At 72.8% G+C, this 19506-nt stretch carries 19 protein-coding genes; 13 read left to right on the top strand and 6 right to left on the bottom strand.

Annotation, left to right across the window (positions count from 1 at the left end):
- The first annotated feature begins 217 nt into the window (after positions 1–217).
- Entirely contained in the window at positions 218–1954 is a 1737-nt protein-coding gene (locus ACFWIS_RS05310) for an FtsW/RodA/SpoVE family cell cycle protein (RefSeq protein WP_380451722.1), read from the top strand.
- A gap of 315 nt (positions 1955–2269) precedes the next feature.
- Here the strand turns inward: ACFWIS_RS05310 and ACFWIS_RS05305 are convergent, their stop codons facing one another.
- A complete protein-coding gene (locus ACFWIS_RS05305; protein ID WP_380451724.1) occupies positions 2270–3565 on the bottom strand; it encodes a YihY/virulence factor BrkB family protein in 1296 nt (431 codons plus the stop codon).
- Between the two features lie 260 nt (positions 3566–3825).
- On the opposite strand from ACFWIS_RS05305, the gene ACFWIS_RS05300 reads away from it, so the two are divergent.
- The 11 genes from ACFWIS_RS05300 (at position 3826) to ACFWIS_RS05250 (ending at position 13675) form a co-directional block, all read left to right on the top strand.
- Entirely contained in the window at positions 3826–3909 is an 84-nt protein-coding gene (locus ACFWIS_RS05300; protein ID WP_380451879.1) for a putative leader peptide, read from the top strand.
- 197 nt (positions 3910–4106) lie between these two features.
- On the top strand, positions 4107–5840 hold the full coding sequence (locus ACFWIS_RS05295) for a nitrite/sulfite reductase (protein WP_380451725.1): 1734 nt from the start codon (positions 4107–4109) through the stop codon (positions 5838–5840).
- 99 nt (positions 5841–5939) lie between these two features.
- Positions 5940–6119 (top strand): hypothetical protein, encoded by a 180-nt coding sequence (locus ACFWIS_RS05290; protein ID WP_380451726.1) that lies wholly within the window; start codon positions 5940–5942, stop codon positions 6117–6119.
- Positions 6100–6801, top strand: a complete 702-nt coding sequence (locus tag ACFWIS_RS05285) for a phosphoadenylyl-sulfate reductase (protein WP_380451728.1) — start codon at positions 6100–6102, stop codon at positions 6799–6801. The genes ACFWIS_RS05290 and ACFWIS_RS05285 overlap by 20 nt, the downstream gene beginning before the upstream one ends.
- Positions 6802–6848: 47 nt before the next feature.
- The gene (gene cysC / locus ACFWIS_RS05280) at positions 6849–7430 is read left to right on the top strand and encodes an adenylyl-sulfate kinase (RefSeq protein WP_380451881.1); all 582 of its coding nucleotides are present in this window, start codon (positions 6849–6851) and stop codon (positions 7428–7430) included.
- A complete protein-coding gene (cysD, locus tag ACFWIS_RS05275) occupies positions 7427–8383 on the top strand; it encodes a sulfate adenylyltransferase subunit CysD (protein ID WP_380451730.1) in 957 nt (318 codons plus the stop codon). The genes cysC and cysD overlap by 4 nt, the downstream gene beginning before the upstream one ends.
- A complete protein-coding gene (locus ACFWIS_RS05270) occupies positions 8384–9712 on the top strand; it encodes a sulfate adenylyltransferase subunit 1 (RefSeq protein ID WP_380451732.1) in 1329 nt (442 codons plus the stop codon).
- A gap of 246 nt (positions 9713–9958) precedes the next feature.
- Complete coding sequence (locus tag ACFWIS_RS05265) at positions 9959–11122, top strand: aliphatic sulfonate ABC transporter substrate-binding protein (RefSeq protein ID WP_380451734.1); 1164 nt, start codon at positions 9959–9961, stop codon at positions 11120–11122.
- 120 nt (positions 11123–11242) lie between these two features.
- On the top strand, positions 11243–12046 hold the full coding sequence (locus ACFWIS_RS05260) for an ABC transporter ATP-binding protein (protein WP_380451736.1): 804 nt from the start codon (positions 11243–11245) through the stop codon (positions 12044–12046).
- Positions 12033–12935 carry an ABC transporter permease gene (locus ACFWIS_RS05255; protein WP_380451738.1) on the top strand — a complete coding sequence of 301 codons (903 nt, stop codon included), beginning with the start codon at positions 12033–12035 and terminating at the stop codon, positions 12933–12935. Before ACFWIS_RS05260 ends, ACFWIS_RS05255 begins: the two co-directional genes overlap by 14 nt.
- An 11-nt stretch (positions 12936–12946) precedes the next feature.
- Positions 12947–13675: a sirohydrochlorin chelatase gene (locus tag ACFWIS_RS05250; protein ID WP_380451740.1), complete on the top strand. Its 729-nt coding sequence runs from the start codon at positions 12947–12949 to the stop codon at positions 13673–13675.
- A 13-nt stretch (positions 13676–13688) separates the two neighbouring features.
- Here ACFWIS_RS05250 and ACFWIS_RS05245 read toward each other — a convergent pair whose 3' ends face one another.
- Positions 13689–13937 carry a PIN domain-containing protein gene (locus ACFWIS_RS05245; protein WP_380451742.1) on the bottom strand — a complete coding sequence of 83 codons (249 nt, stop codon included), beginning with the start codon at positions 13935–13937 and terminating at the stop codon, positions 13689–13691.
- A 33-nt stretch (positions 13938–13970) separates the two neighbouring features.
- Entirely contained in the window at positions 13971–14987 is a 1017-nt protein-coding gene (locus tag ACFWIS_RS05240) for a hypothetical protein (protein WP_380451744.1), read from the bottom strand.
- A 115-nt stretch (positions 14988–15102) separates the two neighbouring features.
- On the opposite strand from ACFWIS_RS05240, the gene ACFWIS_RS05235 reads away from it, so the two are divergent.
- Positions 15103–15975 carry a helix-turn-helix transcriptional regulator gene (locus ACFWIS_RS05235; RefSeq protein WP_380451746.1) on the top strand — a complete coding sequence of 291 codons (873 nt, stop codon included), beginning with the start codon at positions 15103–15105 and terminating at the stop codon, positions 15973–15975.
- Positions 15976–16050: 75 nt separating this feature from the next.
- Here ACFWIS_RS05235 and ACFWIS_RS05230 read toward each other — a convergent pair whose 3' ends face one another.
- The 3 genes from ACFWIS_RS05230 to ACFWIS_RS05220 form a co-directional block, all read right to left on the bottom strand.
- Positions 16051–16764, bottom strand: coding sequence for a ricin-type beta-trefoil lectin domain protein (locus ACFWIS_RS05230; protein ID WP_380451748.1), 714 nt, complete (start codon positions 16762–16764; stop codon positions 16051–16053).
- Between the two features lie 273 nt (positions 16765–17037).
- The gene (locus ACFWIS_RS05225; RefSeq protein WP_380451750.1) at positions 17038–18771 is read right to left on the bottom strand and encodes a DEAD/DEAH box helicase; all 1734 of its coding nucleotides are present in this window, start codon (positions 18769–18771) and stop codon (positions 17038–17040) included.
- Between the two features lie 168 nt (positions 18772–18939).
- Positions 18940–19146 (bottom strand): cold-shock protein, encoded by a 207-nt coding sequence (locus ACFWIS_RS05220; RefSeq protein ID WP_196949043.1) that lies wholly within the window; start codon positions 19144–19146, stop codon positions 18940–18942.
- Between the last annotated feature and the right edge of the window lie 360 nt (positions 19147–19506).

Here is a 19506-nt window from a genome sequence, read left to right as displayed (position 1 = left end):
GCCATGATGGCCTTCCGGACCCGCCCCGCCGCAGCCGGGGCCCACCTCTATACCCCGGCCTGACCAAAGCTTTACCGGAGCCCAACAAAGCTTTGCCCAGGCAAAGTTCTGCCCTTGCCGGGCCCGGAGGCGCAACCGGCGCGGGGTGACGTTCGTCTGGCAGGATGCACCGTCGGCGATACCGGCCACGTGGGTGACAACAAGGGGACGACAAGAGGTGCAAAGCACTGCACGCGGCGAGGGCCGCCGGCTGGCCGCGCGCCACCGCAACATCGAGCTGGGCCTGCTGGCGCTCGCGGTGGCCGTCTGTCTGGCCGGACACATCGACGCCTCGCTGGCGCTGACCGACAAGCTGCCGCCCGGGCTGCTCGTCCACGGTCTGTCCCTCGGGGCGCTGGTCGCGGTGGCGCACCTGGCGGTGCGCCGGTTCGCGCCGTTCGCGGACCCGCTGATCCTGCCGCTGGGCGTCTTCCTGACCGGCTTCGGCCTGATGCTGCTGGACCGGCTGGACTTCAGCTACAAGGCCGCGCACGCCGCCAAGGGCGACTACCAGAAGCTCCCGGCCGCGCCCTCGCAGCTGATGTGGGTGTTCATCTCGGTGGCGGCGGCGCTCGCGCTGATCGTCTTCGTCAAGCACCACCGCTTCTTCCAGCGGTACGTCTACGTGATGATGGCTGGCGCGCTGATCCTGCTGGCCGCGCCGGTGTTCTCGCCGACCGACAGCTTCGGCGCCAAGCGCTGGATCAAGCTCCCCGGACTGCCGTCCTTCGAGCCGGACGAGTTCGTGAAGGTCGCGATCACGATCTTCTTCGCGGGCTACCTGATGGCCTCCCGGGACGCCCTGGCACTGGCCGGGCGGAAGGTCTGGGGGATGACCCTGCCGCGCGGCCGGCACGCCGGGCCGGTGCTGGCGATCTGGGTGGTCAGCCTGATGGTGCTGATCTTCGAGCGCGACCTCGGCACCTCGCTGATCTTCTTCGGCGTCTTCGTCGTGATGCTGTACGTGGCGACCGAGCGCACCAGCTGGGTGGTGCTGGGCCTGTTGATGGCGGTCGGCGGCGCGGCCGTGGTCGGCACCGTGGAACCGCACGTGCACGGGCGCGTCGAGGCCTGGCTGCATCCGCTGAACTACTACCCGCCGGTGAGCGACAAGGCGATCTCCGAGCAGCCCGCCGAGGCGCTGTTCAGCCTCGGCACCGGCCACATGACCGGGACGGGCCTGGGCTCGGGACGGCCGTGGCTGATCGGCTTCGCCGGGCGCAGCGACTTCATCTTCACCACCATCGGCGAGGAGCTGGGCCTGGCCGGGGTCACGGCGATCCTGCTGGTGTACGTGCTGCTGATCCAGCGCGGACTGCGCACCGCGATCGGCCTGACCGACCCGTTCGGCAAGCTGCTGGCCACCGGGCTCTCGGCGGCGCTCGCGCTGCAGGTGTTCGTGGTGGTGGGCGGCGTCAGCGGGCTGGTGCCGCTGACCGGCAAGGCGCTGCCGTTCCTGGCGGCCGGCGGCTCCTCGCTGCTGGCGAACTGGCTGATGATCGCCCTGCTGATCAAGCTGAGCGACTCCTCCGGGCGCACCGCGCTGGACCCGGTCCAGCCGAGCCCCGAACCGCTCCCGGCGCAGCCCGGCCCGGCCTCACCGGGCGCGGGCCGGAACCCCGGCCCGGGCCAGACCCTGGGTGCCGGTCAGAGCCTCGGTGCGGGCCTGGACCCGCTGCCGGGCACGGACCCCGACCCGACCGCCGGAACCGGCGGAACCGGCGCCGCGGGGCCCGGCCCCAGCGACCCCGGCGCCCCCACCGAGCTGCGCCCCTCGTTCGGCCACACCCCCGCCGCGCCGCCGCAGCAGCACGCCGCACCGCAGCCCTCGTACGGGTACCCCGCCGTCGACCAGCAGCCCACCCACGGCTACGGCCGGCCGCAGTCGCCCTCCCCGAACCCGACGAACGGCTGACCGCCGGCCCACCGCGCCTGCGCGCACCCGGTCGGCCATCGATCGCCCCCGAACAGCCATCGACACGAATCGAACACGAACCGCGCACGACCCGATCGCGGCCGGACGGACACGGCCACAACTACGGCTGGACAATGCGCAGGGCCTCCCCCGCACTGGGGTGTTGCAACGACTCTTAGAACCCACGCCCGCGGGGGAGGCCCTGCCGTACGAGAGGCCCTGCCGTACGGAATGCCCTGCCGTACCAAAAACCCTGCTGTACCACCCGCCCAGCCGGCCGCACCGGCCACCGCCGCACCGGCCACCGCTGCCCGGCTACCGCTCCTCCCACGGCGGCCGCGGCGGCCGCGGCGGGTACCCCGGCCGCTCCGGCGGCGGCCCCGCCGGCCGGTCGCTGTCCGGCGGCGGCGGGGCGGGCCGGTGGTGCGGCCCGGGCCGGGCGGTGAGGCGCCCGCGCACGTTGTCGGCGGCCAGGACGTCGGCCCACCGCTCGGGGTACTCGGCGGGCGCGTCGACGTCGTCGACCTCCTCCTCGCCCCACTCCTCCTCCATCCCCTCGGCCAGGCCCAGCTCGCGGGCGCGCCGGGCCCGCTCGACGGCCCGCCGGGCGGCGACCTCGCGGACCACCGCGGCCGCGGCCTCCTCGTGGGCGCGCTCGTTCTCGGCGCGGGCGTCGGCGGTCTCCAGGGTGGGCCAGCGGCGGTCTATGGCGGCGTTCATGGCGGCGCCGATGAGAACCGCCAGGGCGACCACGAAGATCCACAGCAGCACCGCGACCGGCGCGGCCAGCGAGCCGTACACCGAGGGGCCCTCGACCGAGCTGATCAGGTAGACCCGCAGGCCGACGCTGCAGAAGACCAGCACCACCAGGGCGACCAGGGCGCCGGGGATGTCCTCGCGCCAGGGCGTGGAGACGGGTACGGCGAGGTGGTAGAGGGTGGTCAGCGAGACGATCAGCAGCAGGATCGCGACCGGCCAGTAGGCGGCGCCGACCAGCCCGGCGGCGCCGGGGACGGCGTTCTCGACCAGTCCGGGCCCGGCCATCAGCAGCGGCAGCACCAGCGAGCCGATCACCAGGGCGCCGAGGTAGAGGCCGAGCGAGAGCAGCCGGGTCTTGACGATGCCGCGCTTGCCGTCGAGTCCGTACATGACGGTGATGGTGTCGATGAAGATGTAGAGCGCCCTGGAGCCGGACCACAGCGACAGCAGGAAGCCGATCGAGATCAGGTCGGGCCGGGTGTGGTCGAAGACCTGGCTGAGCAGCGGTTTGACGACCTCGTTGACGGAGGAGTCCGACAGGACCGTCCCGGAGGCCGAGACGATGTCGTGCTTGAGCCGCTCGATGGCGTCCGCGCCGACGAACTCGTCGAGGTAGCCGAGGGTGGCGGCCAGGCCGAGGAGCAGCGGCGGGATGGACAGCAGGGTGAAGAAGGCCGCCTCGGCGGCGAGGCCGGTGACCCGGTACTCGACGCAGGTGTTGGTGGTGTCCCTGACCAGCTCCCACGCCGTACGGCGCCAGGTGGCCTGTTTGGCCGCGCGCCGGGAGCCCTTGCCCCGGCGCCGGGAGGGCCGTTCGGGGTTCGGTCTGCTCGTATCGCCTGCTGCTTGCACAGGGGTAACGGTATCGGGCCGGGGCCGTCCGGTTGATCTCCACGGGGGTACGGGCGCGTGTACCCCGGCGGTACGGGCGCCCCTCGGCCCACCGCCCGGTCCACCCCTCGGCCCACCCGTCGACCCACCCCTCGGCCCCCTCGACGGAATGCCCGGCCCGGAGCGGCGGCGACGGCTCGACGTCCCACCTGTCGAAACTCCAGCGTCCATTATTCGGACGTTAGTGGACCGCGAGTCCCGCGCCATGCGAATCTCTTGCCATGCCTAGCGCCGGAACCACCCTAGTAGGTCGACTCCACGTCGATCTCCTTCGCGTGTCCAGCGCCATGTGTCCGGTGACCTGAGCCCACACCCCGCCGCACCACCGCACCCGGCGCCGATTCCACCGCCATCCCCGCACGAGCGGATGCGCAGGCGCCCGCCCGGCCCGGTCACTGCTCTCCCGGCCCTGAGAAACCCGCAGGTCACAGCAGCACCGCACGGCTGAGCACGCCCCGCGACCCATCCGGCGCCAGCGCCACCTGCCCAGAAGGACTTCACCATGGCCACCTCTCCCGAGACCGCCGAGCCCACGGCCGACCGCGCGGCCGCGCGCCGCCCCGCCGCAGCCGCCGCGGCTCGCAAGGTGACCCGCCACCGCGGCGAGGGCCAGTGGGGCATGGGCCACTACACCCCGCTGAACGCCAACGAGCAGGTCAAGAAGGACGACGACGGTCTCAATGTGCGGACACGTATTGAGACGATCTACGCGCACCGGGGCTTCGACTCGATCGACCCCGCCGACCTGCGCGGCCGGATGCGCTGGTGGGGCCTCTACACCCAGCGCAAGGAGGGCATCGACGGCGGCAAGACCGCCATCCTCGACCCGCACGAGCTGGACGCCGAGTACTTCATGCTCCGGGTGCGGATCGACGGCGGCCGGCTGACCGTCCCCCAGCTGCGGGCCATCTCCGAGGTCTCCGAGCAGTACGCCCGCGGCACCGCCGACCTGACCGACCGGCAGAACATCCAGTTCCACTGGATCCGGATCGAGGACGTCCCGGCGATCTGGCAGAAGCTGGAGGCCGTCGGCCTGTCCACCACCGAGGCCTGCGGCGACACCCCGCGCGTTGTCCTCGGCTCCCCGGTGGCCGGCGTCGCCCAGGACGAGATCATCGACGGCACCCCGGCGATCCTGGAGATCCAGCGCCGCTTCATCGGCAACCCGGACTTCTCCAACCTGCCGCGCAAGTTCAAGGCCGCCGTCTCCGGCTCCCCGCTGCTGGACGTCGCCCACGAGATCAACGACGTCTCCTTCGTCGGCGTGGTCCACCCCGAGCACGGCCCGGGCTTCGACCTGTGGGTCGGCGGCGGCCTGTCCACCAACCCCAAGCTGGGCGTGCGGCTCGGCGCCTGGGTCCCGCTGGAGCAGGTGCCGGACGTCTTCGGCGGCGTGATCGGCATCTTCCGCGACTACGGCTACCGCCGGCTGCGCAACCGCGCCCGGCTGAAGTTCCTGGTCGCCGACTGGGGCGTGGAGAAGTTCCGCCGGGTGCTGGAGGACGAGTACCTCAAGGAGAAGCTGGTCGACGGCCCCGCGCCCGCCGAGCCCGTCGCCCGCTGGCGCGACCACGTCGGCGTCCGGCAGCAGAAGGACGGCCGCTACTACATCGGCTTCGCCCCGCGCGTCGGCCGGGTCGACGGCAAGCTGCTCGGCCGGGTCGCCGACCTCGCCGCCGCCCACGGCAGCGACCGGGTGCGCACCACCACCGAGCAGAAGATGCTCATCCTCGACGTCGCCGAGGAGCACGTGGAGGCGGTGGTGGCCGGCCTGGAGGCGCTCGACCTGCGGGTCACCCCCTCGCCGTTCCGCCGCGGCACCATGGCCTGCACCGGCATCGAGTACTGCAAGCTCGCCATCGTCGAGACCAAGGAGCGCGGCCGCACCCTGATCGACGAGCTGGAGCAGCGCCTGCCGGACTTCGCCGAGCCGCTGACCATCAACATCAACGGCTGCCCCAACGCCTGCGCCCGCATCCAGGTCGCCGACATCGGCCTCAAGGGCCAGCTGGTCACCGACGAGCACGGCGACCAGGTCGAGGGCTACCAGGTGCACCTGGGCGGCGCGCTCGGCCTGGAGGCCGGCTTCGGCCGCAAGGTCCGCGGGCTCAAGGTCACCAGCGCCGGCCTGCCCGACTACGTCGAGCGCCTGCTGACCCGCTACCAGGCCGACCGCACCGAGGGCGAGCGCTTCGCCCAGTGGGCGGCCCGGGCCACCGAGGAGCAGCTGTCGTGAGTGAGCGAAGCACGGGGGTCCCCCCGGCCGAAGGCTGGGGGAGAACCAATCGGGCAGGGCGTGTTCGCGATGCGAACGCCGGGCGCGGCGAGGTGGGCGATGAGTGAGCGAGCCGCACCGTTCTTCTGCCCGTACTGCGGGGACGAGGACCTGCGCCCGTCCGAGGCCGGCCACGGCGCCTGGGAGTGCCACGGGTGCCGCCGCGCCTTCCAGTTGAAGTTCCTCGGCCTGCTGTCACCGACCCACGGGGGTACGTCACATGAGCGGCACGACGACTGACCACGCCGAGCTGGCGGAGCGGGCCGGCCGCGAGCTGGAGGAGGCGACCCCGCAGGAGGTGCTGCGCTGGGCCGCCGACACCTTCGGCAAGCGGTTCTGCGTCACCTCCTCCATGGAGGACGCGGTGGTCGCCCACCTGGCCTCCTCGGTGTTCCCCGGCGTGGACGTGGTGTTCCTGGACACCGGCTACCACTTCCCGGAGACCATCGGCACCCGGGACGCGGTGGCCGCGACCATGCCGGTCAACGTCATCACGCTCACCCCGCTGAAGACCGTCGCCGAGCAGGACGCCGAGCACGGGCCGCACCTGCACGACCGCGACCCGGACCTGTGCTGCGCGCTGCGCAAGGTCGAACCGCTGAACCGCGGCCTCGGCGGCTACGACGCCTGGGCCACCGGGCTGCGCCGCGACGAGTCCCCGACCCGGGCGAACACCCCGGTGGTCGCCTGGGACCCGAAGCGCCGCAAGGTCAAGATCGCCCCTATCGCCCGGTGGACGCAGGAGGACGTGGACGCCTACGTCGCCGCCAACGGCGTGCTGCTCAACCCGCTGCTGTGGGAGGGCTACACCTCCATCGGCTGCTCGCCGCTGTCCTGCACCCGCAAGCCGGGCGAGGGCGAGGACGCCCGGGCCGGCCGCTGGTCCGGCTCCGGCAAGACCGAGTGCGGCATCCACCTCTGACCGACCGTCCACCACTGCGTAAGGAAGACACCGTGACAGCGAACACTCTGGCCGCCGATGGAGCCGCAGAGGCGGCCCCCGCGGCCGCCCCCTGCGAGCGCGGCGCCACCGTGTGGCTGACCGGGCTGCCGAGCGCGGGCAAGACCACCCTGGCCTTCGCGCTGGCCGAGCGGCTGCGCGCCGAGGGCCACAAGGTCGAGGTCCTGGACGGCGACGAGATCCGCGAGTTCCTCTCCAAGGGCCTCGGATTCTCCCGCGAGGACCGGCACACCAACGTCACCCGGATCGGTTTCGTCGCCGAGAAGCTCGCCGCCAACGGCGTCAAGGTGCTCGCCCCGGTGATCGCCCCGTTCGCCGACTCGCGCGCCGCGGTGCGCGAGCGGCACGCCGCGGCCGGCACCGAGTTCCTGGAGGTCCACGTCGCCACCCCGGTCGAGCTGTGCGCCGAGCGGGACGTCAAGGGGCTGTACGCCAAGCAGGCGGCCGGCGAGATCTCCGGCCTGACCGGCGTGGACGACCCGTACGAGGCCCCGGAGAAGCCGGAGCTGCGGCTCCAGACCCAGGGCCGCGCGGTCGCCGATTCCGCCGCCGAGCTGCACGACTTCCTGACCGAGAGGGGTCTCGCATGACCACCGTGAGCGACGTTCCGGTCCGCACCGAGGCGCAGAACGAGGATTCGAGGGTCCCCTTCGCGCTGTCCCACCTGGACGTGCTGGAGGCCGAGTCGGTGCACATCTTCCGCGAGGTCGCGGGGGAGTTCGAGCGCCCGGTGATCCTGTTCTCCGGCGGCAAGGACTCCATCCTGATGCTGCACCTGGCGCTCAAGGCCTTCGCGCCCGCGCCGGTGCCGTTCTCCCTGCTGCACGTCGACACCGGGCACAACTTCCCCGAGGTGATCGCCTACCGGGACCGCGTCGTCGCCGAGCACAACCTGCGCCTGCACGTCGCCCACGTCCAGGACTTCATCGACGACGGCCGGCTGCGCGAGCGCCCCGACGGCACCCGCAACCCGCTGCAGACCGTGCCGCTGCTCGACGCGATCGAGTCCAACAGGTTCGACGCCGTCTTCGGCGGCGGCCGCCGGGACGAGGAGAAGGCCCGCGCCAAGGAGCGCGTCTTCTCGCTGCGCGACGAGTTCGGCGCCTGGGACCCGCGCCGCCAGCGCCCCGAGCTGTGGTCGCTCTACAACGGCCGGCACGCGGCCGGCGAGCACGTGCGGGTCTTCCCGCTGTCCAACTGGACCGAGCTGGACGTCTGGCAGTACATCGAGCGCGAGGGCATCGAACTGCCGGAGATCTACTACGCGCACGAGCGGGACGTCTTCTCCCGCGGCGGCATGTGGCTGACCGCCGGCGAGTGGGGCGGCCCCAAGGACGACGAGCCGGTCCAGCGGCGGCTGGTCCGCTACCGCACCGTCGGCGACATGTCCTGCACCGGCGCCGTCGACTCCGACGCCACCACCATTGAGGCCGTGATCGCCGAGATCGCCGCCAGCCGCCTCACCGAGCGCGGCGCCACCCGCGCCGACGACAAGCTGTCCGAGGCCGCGATGGAAGACCGCAAGCGCGAGGGGTACTTCTAAATGAGCACGACCATCGAGACCAGCGCCACCTCCCTGCTGCGCTTTGCCACCGCCGGCTCCGTCGACGACGGCAAGTCCACCCTGGTCGGCCGGCTGCTGCACGACTCCAAGTCGGTGCTCGCCGACCAGCTGGAGGCCGTCGAGCGCGTCTCCCTGGGCCGCGGCCAGGAGGCGCCCGACCTCGCGCTGCTCACCGACGGCCTGCGCGCCGAACGCGAGCAGGGCATCACCATCGACGTCGCCTACCGCTACTTCGCCACCCCCCGGCGGCGGTTCATCCTCGCCGACACCCCCGGGCACGTGCAGTACACCCGCAACATGGTGACCGGCGCCTCCACCGCCGAGCTCGCCGTCGTCCTGGTCGACGCCCGCAACGGCGTGGTCGAGCAGACCCGCCGGCACGCCGCCGTCGCCGCGCTGCTGCGGGTGCCGCACGTCGTGCTGGCCGTCAACAAGATGGACCTGGTCGACTACGCCGAGCCGGTCTTCGCCGCCATCGCCGAGGAGTTCACCGCCTACGCCGCCTCGCTCGGCGTGCGTGACGTGCTGGCGGTGCCGATCTCCGCGCTCGCCGGGGACAACGTCGTCGAGCCGTCCGCGCACATGGACTGGTACGGCGGCCCGACCCTGCTGGAGCACCTGGAGACCGTCCCGGTCGGCAGCGACCCGAGCGCCGAACCGGCCCGCTTCCCGGTCCAGTACGTGATCCGCCCGCAGACCGAGGAGCACCCCGACTACCGCGGCTACGCGGGCCAGTTGGCCTCCGGGGTGCTGCGGGTCGGCGACCCCGTCACGGTGCTGCCCTCCGGCCTGACCACCACCGTCGCCGCGATCGACGCGCTCGGCCGCCCGGCGGACCTCGCCTGGGCCCCGCAGTCGGTCACCGTCCGGCTCGCCGACGACCTCGACATCTCCCGCGGCGACCTGATCGCCGCCGGGGCCGCCGCCGCCCCCACCAAGGACGTCGAGGCCACCGTCAGCCACCTCAACGAGCGGCCGCTGCGCGCCGGGGACAAGGTGCTGCTCAAGCACACCACCCGTACGGTGCGCGCCCTCGTCAAGGAGATCTCCTACCGGATCGACATCGACACGCTCGAACGGCGCAGCGGCGCCGAGGGGTTGAACGTCAACGACATCGGCCACGTGAAGCTGCGCACCGCCGAGCCGCTGGCCCTCGACGACTACACCGACAACCGCCGCACCGGGTCGTTCCTGCTGATCGACCCGGCCGACGGCACCACCCTCACCGCCGGCATGGCGGGCGAGGCCTTCGCGGCCGCGCCCGGTGGCGACGCCCCCGGCGTACCCGAAGAGGAGGACTGGGTCTGATGCCCAGCGAGGCGTTCTCGGGCATGGACAAGGAAGGCGGCCGCATCGGCAGCGGCGTCCTCGGCAGCGGCCAGGGCGGCTTGACCCGATGTGCGGGCCGACGGGGCTGAGGACGCCCCGTCACCGGGCTGTCTTCCCCACGGCCGCCCGGCCTGCCCCGGCACACCGCTGCCGAGCGCACCGCCTTCCGAACTCCAGCCCCGAGACCGCCTCCTGACGGTCCGTCCGCGAACAGGACCCACCATCATGGCACCGAACCCCTCCTCCTCCCATACCTCCGCACGCCCGGACGCCGGGCGGATCAGACGCTCCGCCGCGGCCGCCGTCGCCGGCCTGACCGCCGTCGCCCTGCTGTCGGCCTGCGGCTACGGCTCCAAGGCGGACAAGTCCGACGACAAGGCCGACACCGCGGCCACCGTGGGGAGTGCCGCGTCCGGCCCGAAGCTGTCCGCGGCCACCGTGAAGATCGGCTACTTCGCCAACCTGACGCACGGCACCCCGCTGGTCGGCCTCCAGGAGGGCATCTTCCAGAGGCAGTTGGGCGCCACCCAGGTCAAGACCCAGGTCTTCAACGCGGGCCCGGCCGAGATCGAGGCGCTCAACGCGGGCTCCATCGACATCGGCTGGATAGGCCCCTCCCCCGCGATCAACGGCTACACCAAGTCCGACGCCAAGTCCCTGAAGATCATCGGGGGTTCGGCCTCCGGCGGGGTCAAGCTGGTGGTCAACCCGGACAAGGTCTCCTCCCTGGACGACCTCAAGGGCAAGAAGATCGCCACCCCGCAGCTGGGCAACACCCAGGACGTGGCACTGCTCAACTACCTGGCGGGCAAGGGCTACAAGGTGGACGCGGCGTCCGGCGCGGGCGACGTCTCGGTGGTGCGCACCGACAACAAGGTCACCCCCGACGCCTATCGGCAGGGCTCCATCGACGGCGCCTGGGTGCCCGAACCCACCGCGTCCAAGCTGGTCGCCCTCGGTGCGAAGGTCCTGCTCGACGAGAAGGACGTCTGGCCGGACAAGAAGTTCGTGATCACCAACATCATCGTCTCGCAGAAGTTCCTCAAGGAGCACCCGGACGTGGTGGAGGCCGTGCTGCGCGGCTCGGTGGACACCAACGCCTTCATCAAGGCCAACCCCGACAAGGCCAAGGCCGACGCCAACGAGGCCATCAAGAAGGAGGCCGGCAACGCGCTGGAGCCGGCCGTCCTCGACCCGGCCTGGGCCGACATCGACTTCCTGGACGACCCGCTGGCGAACACCCTGCAGGCCGAGGCCGACCACGCGGTGACCGCCGGGCTCCTCAAGAAGCCCGATCTGAAAGGCATCTACGACCTCACCCTGCTGAACAAGGTCCTCGCGGCCAAGGGCCAGCCGCCCGTGGCGGACGCCGGACTCGGCACCAAGTAACTCCGTGGTCCGGTCCCGCCCGCCCGGTCGATCCCCGATCGATGCCCACCGGGTGGGCGGGGCCCGGACCCCGGCTCCGACTCGCCAGCCAGCCCGACCACTCACGCAGGAGGTGCCCGGATGACCCCGGCACTGACCACCTCGGCGGACGCCCCCGGCGCCGACGCCCACGGCGGCGCGCCCGCCGTCCGGATCTCGCACGTCCACAAGTCCTTCGGCCGCCCCGGCGCCCGGACCCACGTGCTCGACGACATCACGCTCGACGTCGCGCCCGGCGAGTTCGTCACCCTCCTCGGCGCCTCCGGCTGCGGCAAGTCCACCCTGCTCAACCTGGTCGCCGGCCTGGACGAGCCCAGCCGCGGCAGCATCGAGGTGCCCGGCGGCCGCCCCGCCCTGATGTTCCAGGAACACGCGCTGTTCCCCTGGCTCACCGCCGGCCGGAACATCGAACTCGCCCTCAAGCTGGCCGGCGTCCCCCGACCCGAGCGCCGCGCCGAGGCCGAGCGGCTGCTCGAACTCGTCCGCCTGAACGGCGCGTACGGCAAGCGGGTGCACGAGCTGTCCGGCGGCATGCGCCAGCGCGTCGCGATGGCCCGCGCCCTCGCCCAGGGCAGCAAGGTGCTGCTGATGGACGAGCCGTTCGCCGCCCTCGACGCCATCACCCGCGACGTCCTGCACGACGAGATCACCCGGATCTGGGCCGAACGGCAGCTGTCCGTCCTGTTCGTCACCCACAACGTGCGCGAGGCCGTCCGGCTGGCCCAGCGGGTCGTCCTGCTCTCCTCCCGGCCCGGCCGGGTCGCCCGCGAGTGGCGGATCGACCTGCCGCAGCCGCGCCGCATCGAGTCCGCGGGCGTGGCCGACCTGTCCATCGAGATCACCGAAGAACTGCGTGGGGAGATCCGTCGCCATGGCCAGCACTGACACCGCCCCAGTCCTCGACAAGAGCCCCGGGTCGGACAGCGCCGACGTCGGCGCCGGCCTGGACGCCCTCGACTCCGTCGCCGCGCAGCGCAGTTCGCTCGGCGAGGTGCTGCGCACCAAGGCGCTGCCGCCGCTGATCGGCGTTCTGGTGGTGCTGGCGCTGTGGCAGGGCGCGTACAGCTTCCACCTCACCTCCTCGTACAAGCTGCCCAGCCCCGCCGACGTGTGGCACTCCCTCCAGGACCTCTGGTACCAGGGCACGCTGTTCTCGATCATCTGGACCAGCGTGTGGCGGGGCCTGTCCGGCTTCCTGCTCGCCGTCGTCATCGGCACCCCGATCGGCCTGGTGGTCGCCCGGGTCAGGCCGGTGCGCACCGCGATCGGCCCGGTGCTCCAGGGCCTCCAGTCGCTTCCCTCGGTCGCCTGGGTGCCGGCCGCCGTCATCTGGCTCGGCATCAACGACTCGATGATGTACGCGGTGATCCTGCTCGGCGCCGTCCCCTCCATCGCCAACGGGCTGGTGGCCGGCATCGACCAGGTGCCGCCGCTGTTCCTGCGGGCCGGGCGCACCATCGGCGCCACCGGCCTCACCGGCGCCCGGCACGTGCTCATCCCGGCCGCGCTGCCCGGCTACCTGGCCGGGCTCAAGCAGGGCTGGGCGTTCTCCTGGCGCTCGCTGATGGCCGCCGAACTGGTCGCCTCCTCCCCCGACCTCGGCCGCGGCCTGGGCCGGTTCCTGGAGGACCAGCGCGAGTTCTCCGACATGTCCGGGGTGCTGCTCGGCATCATCCTCATCCTGTTCGTCGGCATCGCCATCGAGCTGCTGGTGTTCACCCCGGTCGAGCGCCGGGTGCTGCGCAACCGCGGCCTGCTGGCCTCCGGCAAGTGAGGCGGCCGCCGGTGCCCGCCCTCCTGCTGATCGCCCACGGCAGCCGCGACCCGCGGCACGCCGCGACCGTGGCCGCGCTGGTCCGGGAGGTGCGGGCGCAGCGGCCCGCCCTGGAGGTCGCCACCGCCTACCTGGACCACTGCGCGCCGCGGATCCCCCAGGTGGTCGGCCGGCTCCCGGACGCGGTGGCCGTCCCGCTGCTGCTCAACCGGGCCTTCCACGCCAAGCACGACATCCCCGCCGCGCTGCGCGCCACCGGCGCCGGGCTGCCGGTCGCCGACGTGCTGGGGCCCTCCCCGCTGCTGCTCGCCGCCCTGGACCGCCGACTGGCCGAGGCCGGGCTGGACGTCCGCTCGGCCGAGGCCCGCGCCCGGACCGGCGTGGTGCTGGCCGCCGCGGGCTCCTCCGACCCGGCCGCCGACGCCGCCACCCGCGCCGTCGCCGCCGACTGGTGCCGCACCCGCGGCTGGGCCGCCGTCGAGGTCGCCTACGCCTCGGCGGCCGGCCCGCGCGTCCCCGACGCCCTCGCCGCCCTGCGAGCGGTCGGCGCCGAGCACACGGCCGTCGCCCCGTACCTGCTGGCCCCGGGCCTGCTTCCGGACCGCATCACCGCGGCCTCGGACGGGGCCGACTCGGTCGCCGACGTCCTCGGCCCCGCCCCCGAACTGGCCACCCTGCTGCTCCAGCGCTACGACCGGGCCCGCCACGCGGCGCAGGCGCTCCCGGCCCTCACCGCCTGACCGCGCGGCAGACTCAGTCGTGGTCGAAAATGCTGTGCTCACTCAGGTCCGCGGCGTACCGCGCCACGGTGCGATAGTCCGCATCGTTGTGGATGACCGTGAGTCCGTGATGCGCTGCAGTCGCCGCGATCACGAGATCGACCGCCGAAGCGCTGCGCTGCTGCCCAGCGAGTGCCATCCGCCGCTGCACCGTGTCGATCCAGCGGCCCGCGTTCCCCGGCACCGAAACGTCCGGATAGAGCTCGGGGAACGTGTCTGACACCTCGTCGTACTCCCGACCGTCGCGCGCTGTGTGTCAGACCCGCCGCAGGGTGAAGCTGTCCCCCGGGTGGCCGGCGTTGGCGGCCGCCAGGCCGCCGGAGAGCTGGTAGAGGGCACCGCCGGGGCCGGTGGTGACGGCGGTGGGGGTGGGGTCGGCGGAGGGGTGGACGGCGGTGAGGCGGGCGGTGTGCCAGTGGTCGTCGGAGCGCAGTTCGACCTCGGCGTCGCGGCCACTGCCGAAGAAGGCGTTGGTGGCGCCCGCGAGGGCGCCGTCGGGGCGGGCGGTGATGCCGTCGAGGTGGAGCAGGGCGCCGCCGTCGGCGATCTCGACGCGGCGCACGGCGGACGGGTCCCGGAGCGGGAGCTGCCACAGGGTGCCGTCGTCCCACTTCCCGAGGACGAGCCGACCGTCGCGGTAGGCGATGCCGTTGAGGCCGTAGGCGCCGGGGGCGGGGGTGAGGCGGTCGTCGCGCAGCAGGACGGAGCCGGTGCCGTCGGGGTCGACCCGGTAGACCACGGGGGCGAAGGAGTCGGTGACGTAGGCGGTGCCGTCGGGGGCGACGGCGATGTCGTTGGCCAGGTGGCTGCCGCCGTCGCCGGCGACGGCGGCGAGGTCGGTGTAGTAGAGGCGGCGGCCGGTGTCGAGGTCGTAGGCGGCGATGCCGGCGACCCGGCCGAGGGTTGCGGGGCCGCTGCGTTCGCCGACGCCGTTGTCGAGGTTGGTGACCAGGATGCGGCGGTGGACCTGGTCGATCCGCAGGCCGGCGATCTCGATCAGGGTGCCGGGGTCGTCGATCAGGGTGCGGACGCCGCCGTCGAGGCCGACGGCGGAGACGGTGCCGTGCCGCAGCGAGCCGACCAGGAAGCGGTGGTGGGCCTGGTCCCAGACCGCGCTCTCGGGGACGAGGGTGGGGGCGTGGCCGTTGATCACGGCCGGGCCCGGGCAGTGGGCGGCCGCGGCGGCGGGTAGCGTACCGGCGGTGCCGAGCAGGGCGGCGGCCGCCGCGAGGGCGACCACGGTACGGCGGACGGTGTGGTTCTGACGATTCATCTGGCGTTCCTCGGAGCCGGCGCGTTCGGTGACGTGATCAAGCCTCTCGCGGGCGCCGGAGCGGCGGCAGTGCGTGGCGATACTGGTAGTTCGACCACCAGGAAGGACGGGGGAGATGGACGAGTCGGAGGAGCGCCGCACGGAGCTGTCGGGCTTTCTGCGCAGCCGACGGGCCCGGTTGACACCGCAGCAGGTGGGGCTGGCGCCGGGGGTGCGGCGGCGGACGCCGGGGCTGCGGCGGGAGGAGCTGGCGCTGCTGGCCGGGGTGGGGGTGACCTGGTACACGTGGCTGGAGCAGGGGCGGGACATCCACCCGTCGCCGGAGGTGCTGGCGAGTCTGGCCCGGACGCTGCGGCTGGACCGGGCGGAGACGGCGTACCTGTTCCGGCTGGCGGGCGGCCACCCGATGGACGGGGAGGTGAGCGCGCCCGCGGAGGTCCCGGCCGCGCTGCTGCGGCTGATGCACGCGCAGTGGCCGGCGCCGGCCTGGGTGATGGACGCCAACTGGGACCTGCGGGCGTGGAATCCGGGCGCGGACGCGCTGTTCGGGCTGACCGGGCGGCCGCCGCAGGAGTGCAACCTGGCCTGGGTGGTGTTCGGCAACGCCCTGCACCGCGACCGGGTGGAGCACTGGGAGGAGCACGCCCGGCGGTTCCTGGCCCAGTTGCGTTCGGCCTACGCGGAGCGCGGCGGCGAGGCCACGGCGGTGGGCCGGCACCTGGGCCGGATGATCCAGCACGTGCGGGACGAGCATCCGGAGGCGGACCGCTGGCTGGACGAGCACCAGGTGGCGGAGCGTTCGGGGGCCGAGAAGGTGGTGCGGCACGAGGAGTTGGGCGAGTTGCGGATCGACCAGCACGTGCTGTTGGCGGCCGAGGGGCTGCAGTTGATCGTGATGGCGCCGCGGGACGCGGAGACGGCGGAGCGGCTGCGCCTGCTGGCCCCTAAGGCAACGGCGGCGCCCCCGACGGCGGCGGCGACGGCGTAGCGCGGGCGTGAGCAGCCCGGTCCACCGCCCGACGGGGGCGCGGGCGGCGGACCGGACCACCCTCCTGATGTTCCGTCAGGCAGGCAGCTGCCACTTCTGATTGGCGGCGCCGTTGCAGTCCCAGATGCCGAGCTGGTTGCCGTTGGCGGTGGAGAAGCCGAGGTCGTCCAGGCAGCGGCCGGACTGCGGGTTGTACAGCGAGCCGTCGGAGCGGGCCTGCCACTGCTGTGCGCCGGTGCCGTTGCAGTCGTAGAGCTGGACCATGGTGTGGTTGGCGGTGCCGCCGCCGGCGACGTCCATGCACTTGCCGAGGGCGCGGACGGTGCCGTCGACGCCGATCCGCCACTTCTGCGCAAGGCTGCCGTTGCAGTCGTAGATCTGGACAGGGGTGCCGTTGCCGAGGTTGGCGCCCTTCACGTCGACGCACTTGCCGACGTAGCCGGTGATCTGGCCGGTCGGGCCGGCCGGCGGGGTGGCACCCAGGATGACCCGCGGGAACATGACGCTGTCGCCGACGCCGCAGGCCGCGGAGAGGCTGCCGTCCCCGATCGCGATGCCGCCGATGGCGGGGCGGGTGAACTGCACGGTGTGGGTGGAGTTCCAGTAGTAGCAGGTGGCGGTGACGGTCCAGGTCTGCATCGGGTCGAGGCCGCTGCAGCTGCCGATCGCGCTCCAGCCCGCGACGTAGGCGCCGCAGGAGGGCGCGGCCTGGGCGACGGTGGCGGGTGCGGCCAGGGCGGCGGCCCCTGCGAGCAGGGCGGTGGTCAGCAGGGCGGAGGTTCGGCGCATCGGGACGGTGGTCCTTCCGGTTCGGCGAATCACGTCAACTCGACAGCTGTGCACGGATGGTGACTGTGCGACAGTTGTGTGGGCCGTGTAGAAGAATCCGGGTTCGCCGGGCCACCGTCAAGCTCTCGTTCAAGGCGAGCTTCGACGGATTCACGCCAGCTGTTTGACCACCGGCCGGTAGGACGGGCCCGCGAACGCGGAACGGGCCCCGCACCCCCCTCGTACGGGGAGGTCGCGGGGCCCGTCCGTCGGGACCGGGAGCCGGGGCGGCCGTCAGTCGAACTTGCGGCGCTGGCGGCCCGTCCCGTAGTTGCCGCCGGACTGGGAGCCGCTGCCCGGCCGGGCCCGGCCGGAGGAGCGCCCGATGAACCCGGCGGCCTGCGGACGCTCGCCCTGGGCGGCGGCGCCGAGGCGCTGCTTGGGGCGCGGGCGGCGCGGGTTGCCGTTCATGTCGACGTCGGTGGGCAGCCCGGAGCGCTTGCCGGAGCGGCGGCGCGCGTTGCCGGACTTGCCGTCGGCGGAGCCGGCCGGGGCGGCGGGCTGGGCGACGACGGGGACGGCCAGCGCGACCGGGACGCCACTGGGGGTGCGGGCGCCGGTGATCCGGGTCAGGTCGGCGTCGCCGGGGCGGATCTTGGTGACGGTCGGGCGGATCCCGGCGACCGTCATCAGCCGGTTGACCTCGCGGCGCTGCTCGGGCAGCACCAGGGTGACGACCGTGCCGGACTCGCCGGCCCGGGCGGTGCGCCCGCCCCGGTGCAGGTAGTCCTTGTGGTCGATCGGCGGGTCCACGTTGACGACCAGGTCGAGGCCGTCGATGTGGATGCCGCGGGCGGCCACGTTGGTGGCGATCAGCGCGGTGACCTCGCCCTCGCGGAACTGGTCCAGGACCCGGTTGCGCTGCGGCTGGGACTTGCCGCCGTGCAGGGCGGCGGCCATAACGCCGGTGGCGCGCAGCTGCTTGGCGAGCCGGTCGGCGCCGTGCTTGGTGTGCACGAACATGATCACCCGGCCGTCACGGGAGGCGATGTGGGCGGTGGCGGAGGCCTTGTCGGCGGGCTCCAGCTGCAGGACGTGGTGGTCCATGGTGGTGACCGCGCCGGCCGAGGGGTCGACCGAGTGGGTGACCGGGTCGGTCAGGAAGCGCTTGACCAGCCGGTCCACGTTGCGGTCCAGGGTCGCGGAGAACAGCATCCGCTGCCCGCCCTCGGCGACCTGCTCCAGCAGCTTGCTGACCTGCGGGAGGAAGCCCATGTCGGCCATCTGGTCGGCCTCGTCCAGCACGGTGATGGCCACGTCGGACAGGTTGACGTCACCGCGCCCGATCAGGTCGTCCAGTCGGCCGGGGGTGGCGACCAGGACCTCGGTGCCGCGGCGCACCGCGTTGGCCTGCCGGCTGATGCCCATGCCGCCGACGACGGTGGTGATCCGCAGGTTGACGGCGGTGGCGTACGGGGTGAGCGCGTCGGTGACCTGCTGGGCCAGCTCGCGGGTGGGCACCAGGACGAGCGCCAGCGGGTGCCGGGAGTCGGCGCGGCGCCCGGCGGTGCGGGCGAGCAGCGGCAGACCGAAGGCCAGGGTCTTGCCGGAGCCGGTACGGCCGCGGCCGAGGACGTCGCGCCCGGCGATCGAGTCGGGCAGGGTGGCGCCCTGGATCGGGAACGGCTCGGTGACGCCCTCGCGGGTGAGCGCGGACAGGATCGCCTTGGGCAGGTCGAGCTCGGCGAAGGAAGCCGCCGGGGGCCGGGCCGGGGTGCCCTCGACGACGGTGAAGTCGGTGGGCTCCGGGGTGGCGGTGCGGGTGGCCTTCGGGGCGCCGGCGCGGTTGCGGGGCTTGCGCGCGCGGTCCGCGCCCTCGCCGTTGCGGCGGGGGCGCTCGGGGCTCTCCCCGCTGCGGCGGGGGCGGCCGGTGCGGCCTTCGGCGGTGCGCTCGGCCGAACGGGCGGTCGAGCGGTCGCCGGTGGTGCGGTCGCCACGGTCGCGGGGCGTGCGGGCAGGGGTGGTCAAGGGGTCTCCGTACGTCGGTCGGCAGCCCGCGGTCGCGGACTGGTCGGCCGTCGTCTCGAAGTGCGCCGCCCCGGCCGTACGGCGGCATGAACGAGGGCCCGCACCGTGCTCGGTGCGGGCCCCCGCTTCACGAGATCACAAGATCACGCGTCAGCTCGGAGGCTGACGTCAGGCGATGACCTGGATGTTCTCGCCCTGCGGGCCCTTCTGGCCCTGGGTGACGTCGAACTCCACGCGCTGGCCCTCGACGAGCTCACGGAAGCCGTTCGCCTGGATGTTCGAGTAGTGGGCGAACACGTCCGGGCCGCCGCCGTCCTGCTCGATGAAGCCGAAGCCCTTTTCGCTGTTGAACCACTTCACGGTGCCGGTAGCCATAACCGTCTCCTCCTATTGGGGCATCAGGGATCCACACCTCGTGAATCCCCAAGTAGCCGCGATCCCCATCCGGAGACTGAAACACCGGACAAAACAAATGCGCCTGTTGGTTGGAACCAGCAGGCGCACACAAGCGTTCATGGGAACCAAAACTGCAACTGACTCGACTGTAGCACGGCGACACCCCGATTGACCGGGGACTTTTCTGCCCGACAGATCACGTTTGACGCCCCGGGAAAACGGGGACGGGGGCCCCCCCGCGCCGGGGGGCCCCGGGGGTGTGGGCGCCGGCGGTGAATAAAAAAAAAAAGACCACCACCACGATGGAAAAAAGGTATTTGGTCCTGGTGGTGTTTAATT

The organism is Kitasatospora sp. NPDC127060 (assembly GCF_042724935.1).
Taxonomy (GTDB): domain Bacteria; phylum Actinomycetota; class Actinomycetes; order Streptomycetales; family Streptomycetaceae; genus Kitasatospora.
Note: the sequence above shows the minus strand (reverse complement) of the source record. Positions and strands in the feature narration are given on the sequence as shown.

Bases quoted from the DNA above. Each gene is read 5' to 3' on its own strand.
- cysD (WP_380451730.1), top strand. From the start codon at position 7,427: ATGACCACCGTGAGCGACGTTCCGGTCCGCACCGAGGCGCAGAACGAG.
- ACFWIS_RS05285 (WP_380451728.1), top strand. From the start codon at position 6,100: ATGAGCGGCACGACGACTGACCACGCCGAGCTGGCGGAGCGGGCCGGC.
- ACFWIS_RS05230 (WP_380451748.1), bottom strand. From the start codon at position 16,764: ATGCGCCGAACCTCCGCCCTGCTGACCACCGCCCTGCTCGCAGGGGCC.
- ACFWIS_RS05295 (WP_380451725.1), top strand. From the start codon at position 4,107: ATGGCCACCTCTCCCGAGACCGCCGAGCCCACGGCCGACCGCGCGGCC.
- ACFWIS_RS05255 (WP_380451738.1), top strand. From the start codon at position 12,033: ATGGCCAGCACTGACACCGCCCCAGTCCTCGACAAGAGCCCCGGGTCG.
- ACFWIS_RS05235 (WP_380451746.1), top strand. From the start codon at position 15,103: ATGGACGAGTCGGAGGAGCGCCGCACGGAGCTGTCGGGCTTTCTGCGC.
- ACFWIS_RS05220 (WP_196949043.1), bottom strand. From the start codon at position 19,146: ATGGCTACCGGCACCGTGAAGTGGTTCAACAGCGAAAAGGGCTTCGGC.
- ACFWIS_RS05300 (WP_380451879.1), top strand. From the start codon at position 3,826: ATGCCTAGCGCCGGAACCACCCTAGTAGGTCGACTCCACGTCGATCTC.
- ACFWIS_RS05260 (WP_380451736.1), top strand. From the start codon at position 11,243: ATGACCCCGGCACTGACCACCTCGGCGGACGCCCCCGGCGCCGACGCC.
- ACFWIS_RS05290 (WP_380451726.1), top strand. From the start codon at position 5,940: ATGAGTGAGCGAGCCGCACCGTTCTTCTGCCCGTACTGCGGGGACGAG.
- ACFWIS_RS05265 (WP_380451734.1), top strand. From the start codon at position 9,959: ATGGCACCGAACCCCTCCTCCTCCCATACCTCCGCACGCCCGGACGCC.
- ACFWIS_RS05240 (WP_380451744.1), bottom strand. From the start codon at position 14,987: ATGAATCGTCAGAACCACACCGTCCGCCGTACCGTGGTCGCCCTCGCG.
- ACFWIS_RS05270 (WP_380451732.1), top strand. From the start codon at position 8,384: ATGAGCACGACCATCGAGACCAGCGCCACCTCCCTGCTGCGCTTTGCC.